Raw genomic sequence first — 9,063 nt, forward strand, 5'->3', positions numbered from 1 at the left:
GCGCGGATGGCGGCGAGTTCGTCGCCGCGGGAGCGGCCGGCGACGATCATGTGGATGGCGCCGGGTTCGTCGTCGAGGGGCTTGACGGCGGGCCACATCCAGCGGTCGGCGAGCCAGCTGACCTCGGTGTCCAGGCCGGGGGCGGTGATGTCGCGCAGCACGCCGGGGGTGTGCTCGGGGTAGACCTGGCGGACGTAGCGGCGCGGCTCGGGGTAGCGGGTGGGCTCGCCGAGGGCGACGGTGAGCATCGCCTCCTCCAGCGGGGCGCCGGTGGCCAGGTGGTAGAGGGTGAGGATGTTGTCGCCGCCGGCCCGGGCGGCGATCTCCATCAGCCGGACGGTGCCGTCGGGGGCGATCCGGTACTCGGCGTGGGCGATGCCGTCGCGGAAGTCGAGGCGGCGCAGGACGGCGGCGTTGACGTCGAGCAGGGCGGCGCGGGTGGCGTCGTCCAGGTCGGGGTCGGGGACGGTGTGGCCGAGTTCGACGAACCAGCGGGCGGCGCCGTCCTCGCCCTCGTTGGTGCGCTTGCCGGTGACGGCGGCGAAGACCGGCTCGCCGTGCTGGACCAGGGATTCGACGGAGACCTCGTGGCCGTGGGCGAGTTCTTCGACCAGCAGCGGTTCGGCGGTGTCGCGGTCGGCGAGGACGGCGTTGAGCGCGGCGGGGTCGTCGACCCGTTCGACGCCGGAACTGGCCTGGCCGTCGAGGGGTTTGACGACGGCCGGGTAGTGGGTCCAGGCGGCGGCGCGTTCGGCGCGTTCGGCAGGCGGGAGCAGGACCGAGCGGGGGCTCCAGTCGGCGAGGTAGCGGCGCTGGAGCAGTTTGTTGCGGCAGACCCGGCCGGCCCGCAGGCCGGGGGCGGGCAGGCCGAGCAGGTCGGCGACGACGGCGGTGGCCTCCACGTAGTCCTCGCCGAACGGGACGACGGCCCGGATGGTGTGTCCGGCGGCCTGCCAGTCGAGGATCTGCTGGACGATCTCCTCGTGGCGCTCGCCGGGGAGCCAGGCCAGCTCGGCGAGGCCGGCCAGCGGGTGGTCGGGCTGCTCGCGGCGGGCCTGGTCGAAGCGGCGGGCGCGGGGGGTGTCGGCGTCGATGCCGAGCACGGTCAGGCCGCGGCGCCGGGCGGCGGGGACCAGTTCGGGGTAGCGGCCGCCCAGCATCGCGCCGAGCAGGACCACCGTGCCGGTCTCGGTCGGTGTTGTCGTCATGCGTGTGCCGTCCGTCTCATCGTGTGGGCGATCGCCCCGGCCAGGTCTTCGAGGGTTTCGGCGACGGCGACCAGCAGGTCGTCGTGGCCGGGGGCGGCCAGTACCTGGACGCCGAGCGGGGAGTCCTGCTCGCTGAGGGCGAGCGGGAGGGCCAGCACCGGCAGCCGGGCGTAGTTGGCGATCAGGGTGAGTTCGCCGCCGCCGGGGGCGGTGCTGTCGAGGGCGCCGCCGGTCAGGGTGCTCGCGGCGGGCGGGCCGGCCAGGTCGGGCAGGCCGGCCTCCAGCGGCAGCACCAGGATGTCGATCTGTTCGGTGAGCAGGGCGGTGAGCAGCTTCTCGGCCCGGTCCTGGCCGTCCTTGAGGGCGGCGTGGCGGGTGTCGTCGGTGGTGGCGCCGCGGCGGACGGCGGCCAGGGTGTCGGGTCCGACGGTGACGCCGGGGGCGTCGAGGACGGGGGCGTAGCTGTCGTGGGCCTCGCGGGCGAGGAGTTCGCCGGCGGGGGCGCGCAGTGCCCAGACGGTGTCCAGGCCGTCGGGGGCGACGGGCCGGTGGCCGTGGTCGGCGAGGACCCGGTGGACGGCGTCCAGCAGGGCGGCCACCTGCGGGTGCAGGGCTTCGCTGGGGGGCGCGGCGGCGGCGTACCGCAGCTGCCGGGGTGCGGTGACGGGCACGGCGCCGAAGCAGTCGGCGAGGGCGTGGTGGCGCCAGAGCCAGCCGAGGTCGGCGGCGGTGCGGGTGACCAGGCCGACCGATTCCATGCTCGGGGAGACGGCGTGGACGCCGGCCAGCAGGGCGGGGTGCGGGGTGGCGCGCAGGGCGGTGACGCCGCAGTAGATCGCGGGCCAGCGCAGCGAGCCGCCGGAGTCGCTGCCCACCGAGACGTCGCAGAAGCCGGCGGCGACGGCGACGGCGGAGCCGCAGGAGGACCCGGCGGTGGACACGTGCGGGTGGCGCGGGTTGCTGCTGGGTTTGGTGGTGCCGAGCGCGCATTCGGTGGTGGTGACCTTGCCGACGCAGGTCAGGCCGCGGGCGGCGAGGCGGGTGGCGATCTCGGCGGAGTGGGCGGGGTAGTCGCGGTAGCCGCTGCGGATGCCGAGCCGGGTGGGGCGGTCCGCGACGTGGATGGTGTCCTTGTAGCTGACCGAGGTGGTCTCGGGGACGGGTGCGTCGGCGGTGTCGGCGGGCCGCCAGTCGGTGAAGGCGCGCACCAGCGGGTCGGTGCGGCGGATGTGGTCGAGCAGGGTGGCGCGGTAGGCGGCGGGGTCGAGTGCGCCGGTGTCGAGGCGGCGGCGGCGTTCGGCGAGCGGCAGCAGCAGGTCGGGCGGGACGGTGAGCGGTCGGTCCTGGGTGGGCATCAGCCGGCCGCCGCCCAGAGCAGGTCGGGGGTCTTGCCGGTGCGCGGGTTGGCGCTCAGCTCGTCGGCGCGCCGGATCCGGAACTCCTCGTCGTCGCCGCGCAGGGCGAAGCCGAGGTCGATCTGCGAGGCGAGCAGGTGGGCGCGGACGCTCTCGTCGGTGACGGCGGCGTCGGCGACGACCCTGACCTCCAGCTGCTCGGCGATCCCGGCGGCGCCGGTGAGGACGATCTGGGCGGCGTGCACGCCCGGCAGTTCCTTGGCGATCTGCACCAGCTGCTGCGGGCTGACCAGGGTGCCGGCGAACTTGACCAGGGAGCTCTCCCGGCCGGCGATCCGCAGGGTGTCGCCGGGGCGGCCGCAGCGGCAGGTGACGGGTTCGGCGCGGTCGCCGATCCGGTAGCGGATGACGGGGGCGACCGCGCCGGGGTGCAGGGTGGTCACCAGGACGGCGCCGTCGACCAGTTCGACGTGCTGGTAGGGCACCAGGTGGAAGGTGTCGGTCGGGCAGTCGGGTCCGTTGTGGCCGATCACCCAGGTCTCGGTGGAGCCGTAGTTGCCCCACAGGCCGAAGCCGGGGGCGACGCGGTCGCGCAGTTCCGGCAGGGCGGGGTCGCAGGGCTCGCCGAACCAGATGCCGACCCGCAGCGTGCTCGCGAACCGGTGGCCGGTGCGCTCGCAGTACCGCAGGATGCGCAGCAGCTGGGAGGGGGTGCCGGCGACGGCGGTGGTGCCGTGCCGGGTGAGGAAGTCCAGCCACTGGCCGAGTTCCTCGTCGGCGATGTAGCCGAGGCCGATGACGTCGGCGCCGGCCAGTTCGGCGAGCCGGTTGTAGCAGTAGTGCGCGGACCAGAGCCGGCCCGGGCTGGCGAGGTTGGCGAGGACGTCGGTGGGGCCGAGCGGCTGCCAGTGCCGGGTGAGTTCGCCGAGGTGCATCTCGGTGGGGATCCACGCGAGCTTGGGTTCGGCGGTGCTGCCGCCGCTGGTGAACAGGTACGCGGAGGCGGGGCGGGGGCGCTGGGCGGCGGCCTGTTCGGCGGCGGCGGTGACGTCCTCGCGGGTCATCTCGGGCAGCGCGCTGACGTCGAAGTCGCCGGTCAGGTCGAGCGCGCGGTACTTGTCGCGGAAGTGCGGGAACCTGGTGGCGGCGCGGGCCAGGGTGCGCAGGGCGGCGTCGGTGTCGTTCATCGGACCTCCCGGGTGGGTGGGGCGGGCGCGGGGAGCGGGTGCAGGGCGCGGGGCTGTTCGGCGGCGGGCAGCGCGCGGACGGCGGCGGCGAGGCGGGCCAGCAGGCCAGGGTCGTCGGTGGCGGCGTGCACCGAGAACCATTCGCCGCGCAGCGGGTCCGGTTCGGCCCGGCAGGCGAGCGCGACGCCGGGGACGGCTGCGGCGAGGCGGGCGGTGAGGTGGTCGAGGTCGACCCGGACGCCGTTGACCTTGACCAGCCGGTTGGCCCGGCCGTGCCAGTGGAAGGTCCGCTCGTCGGGTGCGGTGACCAGGTCGCCGGTGGCGGTGGCGGCCGGGACCTCCTCGCCCGGGCGGCGGGCCAGCCGGGGGCTCGTCACCCGCAGCAGCCGGCTGCCGTCCGGCCGGCGGTCCCGGGCCTGCTCCTGTTCCTGCTCCGGGGCGAAGCGGGTGTCCTCGGCGAGGGTCCACTCCCCCGCGCCGCCGCTGCGGGTGGCGATCAGTCCGGTCTCCGTGGAGCCGAACAGCTCGACCAGCCGGGCCCGTTCGCCGAGGGCGGCGACCAGCTCGCGGGCGCCGGCCGGCAGCACGGCGCTGCTGTGCACCAATACGATCCGCTCGGCGCGGGCCAGTTCGGGCAGGCAGCGGGCGAGCACGGCGAAGGCGGCGGGCACCGCGGCGACCAGCGGGCGGCGCCAGCGGGTCACGGTCCTGGCCAGCGGCGCGGTCAGGCCGGCCTGGAGGCAGGGCACGTCCAGCAGCCGGGGGACGGCCAGGCCCATCAGGTGCCCGTACAGGTGCCGGGGCGGTGCGTAGCTGAGGACGCCGTCGATGCCGCCGTCGGCGCACAGGGCGGTCAGCAGGCGGGCCTCGGCGTCGATCTGGGCGGGGTCGCGCAGCCACTGCTGCGGGGGTCCGGTGGAGCCGGAGGTGGCGAACGCGACGGGTGCGTCCGGCCGGTGGACGGTCACGGGAGCAGTCCGAGGACGGCCGCGTCGCGCTGCTTGCGTTCGATCAGGGCGGCGATGGTGGCGACGCTGAAGAAGGTGGAGCGCAGGTCGTCGACGACGAGGTCGACCGGGACGCCGAACTCCTTCTCCACCAGGCCGACGGCGTCCAGGACGCCGAGGCTGTCGTAGCGTTCGGGGACGATCTCGGCGAGCGAGACCTCGTCGTCGGCGGCGGCCAGCGGGTGGCCCAGCAGGGTGGCCAGCGCCTCCCTGAGGCGGTCGCGCAGGGGGGCGGCGGTGGCCGGGGTGGCGTTCACGGGGTCTCCTGGGTGGGCTCGGCCCAGGCGGTGCCCGGGGTGAAGTGGTCGGCCGGGTCGGTCGGTTCGAACGAGACGAAGATCCGGTCGACCGGGATCCGGGTGCTCAGCGCGGCCCGGACCGCGAGGGCGTAGCTTCGCCGGAAGGCGGCGTCGCGCTCGTGCGACACCACGCAGGTGACGAGGGCGAACAGGTTGGTGGCGAGGTCCTCGCCGGGGGCGCCGCCGAGCGGGAACGGGCCGCTGAACACCCGGTGGCCGGGCAGGTCGGCGAAGCGGGTCAGCACGTGGTTGAGGTCGACGCCCTGCTGGCGCCACCAGAAGCTCAGCCGTTTGGCGACCTCCCGCTCGAACAGCGGATCGGACAGCGGGGTCTCGACCTTGGTGGTCGGCACGGTGGGACTCCCCTTCGGGTGGTCGGGGTCAGAGGTTGAGCCGCAGCAGGCGGGCGGGAGCGGCGTCGCTGGCGGCCAGCGCGGCGAGCTGCTCGCCGAGGCAGGCGGCCAGCAGGCCGGCCGGCTGGCGGCTGAGCGGGCTCCAGGCGAAGCCGGAGCCGACCCGGACCTTGGCCAGGAACCGGCGCAGCCCGTCCAGGTCGACCGGCAGGCCCAGCACCCGCTGGGTGAGCACGGCCTGGTAGGTCGACAGCAGGTCGGGCAGGCCGCGGGCGGTGGGTCCGAAGCCGCCGAGCGGTCCGGCCCGGTGGGCGAGGCCCGCGCCGAGGTCGCGGGCGGGCCCGTGCTCGCCGAGCAGGTCGAGCACCCGGGCGGCCTGCGCGGTGGCGGCCAGGGTGGGTTCGGCGCCGGGGACCTGGCCGTAGCCGTCCGGGTGGCGGCAGCTCGCCAGGAAGCGCAGCACCGCGGGGGCGTCGGTGCGGCCGGCGGGGTCGAGTCCGGCGGCGGCCAGCGCCTCGACGGCGCTGACGGTGGAGACCAGGTCGGAGCCGCGGCCGAGCCAGTACCCGAAGCCGCCGTCGGTGTTCTGCAGGCCGTGCACCCAGCGGCCGAGGCGTTCGGTGTCCAGGCTCTCGCCGACGGCGGCCAGCGCCTCCACCGCCCAGAGCGTGCAGCGCACCTCGGCGCCCCGGCCGGGCATGTACATCACGCCGTCCTCGTACGGCAGGTGGGCGCCGCGCAGCCAGCGCACCAGGCTGTCGGGGGTGCCGGGGCCGCCGGCGGGCCGCAGCGCGGTGAGGATGGTGACGGCGGCGGTGGCGAGGCTGTCGCCGGCCCGGCCGGGCTCGGTGTAGGTGAACCCGGAGCCGGGCAGCTGGCAGCCGCGGACCTGGTCGGCGATCTCGGCCCGGTGGTCCGGGCCGATCGGGTCGCCGAGCGTCTGGAGGGCGCCGACCACGCTGAACGCGGACCACACGTCGGCCCGTCCGTACCCGGCCCAGCGTTCGTGGCCGCCGCCGGGCAGCCGGCGGTCGGCCAGCCAGCGGCGCAGCGCGTCCGGGTCGCGGGGGGCGGCGCCGAGTGCGTCCAGGGCCCGGACGGCCCGGAACGCCGCCCAGGCGCACGGCTGGGAGGTGGGTCCGAAGCGGAAGCCGCCGCCGGTGTCCTGCTGGTCCTGCAGCCAGCCGGTGAGGGCCGGGGTGTCCCAGGGGCCGAGTGCGTCGCCGGCCGCGGCCCGCCAGGCGAGGGCGCCGTAGTAGCCGGCCCGGACGTCGGGGGTGCGGCTGCCGGGGCTCCAGCCGAGGCCGCCGTCGGGGTGCTGGGTGGCGGCGAGCCAGCCGCCGAGCGCCTCGGGGTCGGGCACCGGGCGGCCGAGAACCTCGCGGTGCACCCGGGTGGCGTAGTAGACGGCCCAGATGTCGGCGCCCTGGCCGGGTGTCATGGCGTAGCCGCCGTCGGCGGTGCGGGTGCCGGCCAGCCAGTCGGCGAGCCGGGCGGGGTCGGGCAGCGGGTGGCCGAGGTCGCCGAGGGCCTGGGCGCAGTAGTAGGTGGCCCAGACGTCCGAGGGCAGGCCGCGCTGCCAGGCGAAGCCGCCGTCGGCGTTCTGCCGGGAGGTCAGGAAGGCGACGGTGTCCTCGGGCCGGGCGGGTTTCTCGCCGAGCCAGTGCAGGGTGCGGACGGCGGCGTAGCTGCACCACAGGTCGGCCTCGCCCTGCCGGGCGCCGCCGTCGGCGAGCAGCGTCAGGGGGCTCGCGGGGCTCACCGGGCGACCATCACATTGGTGCGCTTCCAGTTCTTCTGGCTGCCGCCGGCCTTGGTGACGGCGGGCAGCTGGCTGACCACCAGCACGTCGTCCCAGTGGATGCCGGTGCCGGCGAACCGTTCGCGGGCGTCGGCGGCCAGCGCGTCGTCGGTGTCCTCCACGTCGACGTCGCGTTCCAGGACCAGCCGGGCGGCGGGTGCCTGGACCTGGATCAGGTAGCCGGTGACCCGGTGGTCCTGGTAGACGATCGAGCCGATCAGGCGTTCGTCGACGGTGGTGCCGCCGATCTCGACCCGGTCGGAGCTGCGGCCGTGGATGTGCACGGTCGGCAGGGCCAGGCCGCAGGGGCAGGGTTCGGCCGCGATGTCGGCGACGTCGCCGGTGGCGAGGCGCAGCAGCGGGCGGGCGAAGTTGTTCAGCGGGGTGTCGACCAGTTCGCCGGTGGCGCCGGGCTCGGCCGGTACCAGCTTGTCGCCGTCCCGCAGTTCGAGGATGTGGCCGTGCGGGAGCAGGTGCAGCCGGTCGCGTTCGCAGGTCGCGGCGATGGTGCCGGTCTCGGTGGAGCCGTACGAGGCGTCGAACACCTCGGCCTGCCAGTCGGCGGCCAGTTTGGCGCGCTGGGCCGGCAGCGAGACCTCGCCGAGCAGCATCACGGTCCGTACCTGCGCGCGGACGGCGGCCAGCGCGCCGCGGCTCTTGAGCACCCGGGTCCACTGGGTGAGCACGCCGGGGGCGGCGAACAGCACCTCGGGCCGGTAGCCGGCGAACAGCCGCTCCAGCCGGTCGAAGTCGCACATCCCGGTGGTGAACGGGTAGCAGCGCAGCGCGGCGTGCCCGAGGTACTCGCAGACCCCGGCGACGAAGTCGGCGACCGGGACGATGTCCGAGGGCAGCAGGACGGCGACCCGGCGCGGGTCGGCGCCCAGCGCCCGCCGCCACAGCGGGGCGACGCCGACCACGTTGTGGATGACGTCCTCGGCGAGGCGCGGGGTGGGGGTCGGGGTGCCGGAGGAGCCGGAGCTCTCGTAGTACTTGACGACCCGTTCGAGGCCGGGGCGCTCGAAGTCGGCGGGGCCGGCCTTCAGCCGGTCCTTGGCGGTCGGCTCGACCGCGTCCAGGTCGCGGGCGGCGACGCCGGGAGCGTCCCGGTAGTAGGGCGCCTCGGCGGCGCGGTCCCACAGCAGTGCCAGCTTCTCCCGCTGCACCTCGCGGACCAGCTCGGGCGCGAATCCGCCGGCCTCCAGTTCCTGGAGCCGGCCGTGCGCCGCGGTGAAGGCGGCTGCGGCGGCGGGGTCGTTGAACAGCATCATGAGCTGCGCTCCAATACCGAGAGGACGGGGTCGAACCGGCTGCGCCAGTGCTCCCGGCCGGACTCCGGGAGGCTGTGCATGGGGTCGTGGTACTCGTGGAGCCGCTCCAGCGCCTGCGGGTCGTCGGCGTCCAGCAGGGTCAGGAAGTGCTTGCGCCAGTACGAGATCCCCAGCTCGCGGTCGTAGCGTTCGACCTGGTGCACCCAGCGCTTGCCGGCGTAGGGGACGTCGCAGACCAGCCGGGGGGTGGCGAAGCCCGGCAGGTAGCCCATGATGGCGTCCTGGAGGCGCTGCGCCTCGGCGAGCGAGGTCCGCCAGTGCTCGCTGTTGGGGATGATGTCGCAGAGGTAGAAGTAGTACGGGGTGATGCCGCCGCCGTCGAGGAGGGCGAAGCACAGGTCGAGCAGGGCGGGCGCGCTGTCGTTGACGCCGCGCAGCAGGACGCCCTGGTTGCGGACGTCGCGCACGCCCGCCTCCAGCATCGCCCGGGCGGCCTCCTGGACGGAGGCGGTGACCTGCTGGGCGGCGTTGGCGTGGGTGTGCACGGCGATGCTGACGCCGCGGCTGAAGGCGAGCCCGGCG

At 75.6% G+C, this 9,063-nt stretch carries 8 protein-coding genes and 1 pseudogene; all 9 read right to left on the reverse strand.

Features of this window, described 5'->3' with window-relative positions; all coding sequences use genetic code 11:
* Positions 1-1,208: acetyl-CoA carboxylase biotin carboxylase subunit family protein (locus tag AA75_RS34350; RefSeq protein ID WP_051813957.1), on the reverse strand; the 1,208-nt coding region annotated here is incomplete at its 3' end.
* On the reverse strand, positions 1,205-2,563 hold the full coding sequence (locus tag AA75_RS34355; RefSeq protein ID WP_051813958.1) for an amidase: 1,359 nt from the start codon (positions 2,561-2,563) through the stop codon (positions 1,205-1,207). The genes AA75_RS34350 and AA75_RS34355, both read right to left, overlap by 4 nt.
* Complete coding sequence (locus tag AA75_RS34360; protein WP_051813959.1) at positions 2,563-3,750, reverse strand: phenylacetate--CoA ligase family protein; 1,188 nt, start codon at positions 3,748-3,750, stop codon at positions 2,563-2,565. The genes AA75_RS34355 and AA75_RS34360 overlap by 1 nt, the downstream gene beginning before the upstream one ends.
* Entirely contained in the window at positions 3,747-4,718 is a 972-nt protein-coding gene (locus AA75_RS48350) for an AMP-binding protein (RefSeq protein ID WP_051813960.1), read from the reverse strand. Before AA75_RS48350 ends, AA75_RS34360 begins: the two co-directional genes overlap by 4 nt.
* Positions 4,715-5,014, reverse strand: coding sequence for an acyl carrier protein (locus AA75_RS34370; RefSeq protein ID WP_051813961.1), 300 nt, complete (start codon positions 5,012-5,014; stop codon positions 4,715-4,717). The genes AA75_RS48350 and AA75_RS34370 overlap by 4 nt, the downstream gene beginning before the upstream one ends.
* Complete coding sequence (locus AA75_RS34375; RefSeq protein WP_033824278.1) at positions 5,011-5,409, reverse strand: hypothetical protein; 399 nt, start codon at positions 5,407-5,409, stop codon at positions 5,011-5,013. The genes AA75_RS34370 and AA75_RS34375 overlap by 4 nt, the downstream gene beginning before the upstream one ends.
* Positions 5,410-5,437: 28 nt before the next feature.
* Positions 5,438-7,171, reverse strand: coding sequence for a prenyltransferase/squalene oxidase repeat-containing protein (locus AA75_RS34380; protein ID WP_051813962.1), 1,734 nt, complete (start codon positions 7,169-7,171; stop codon positions 5,438-5,440).
* On the reverse strand, positions 7,168-8,481 hold the full coding sequence (locus AA75_RS34385) for a phenylacetate--CoA ligase family protein (RefSeq protein ID WP_051813963.1): 1,314 nt from the start codon (positions 8,479-8,481) through the stop codon (positions 7,168-7,170). Before AA75_RS34385 ends, AA75_RS34380 begins: the two co-directional genes overlap by 4 nt.
* Positions 8,478-9,063: pseudogene (locus AA75_RS34390) on the reverse strand (lysine 2,3-aminomutase); the annotation flags it as partial. The gene AA75_RS34385 and the pseudogene AA75_RS34390, both read right to left, overlap by 4 nt.

This window comes from Kitasatospora sp. MBT63, assembly GCF_000710465.2.
GTDB lineage: Bacteria > Actinomycetota > Actinomycetes > Streptomycetales > Streptomycetaceae > Kitasatospora.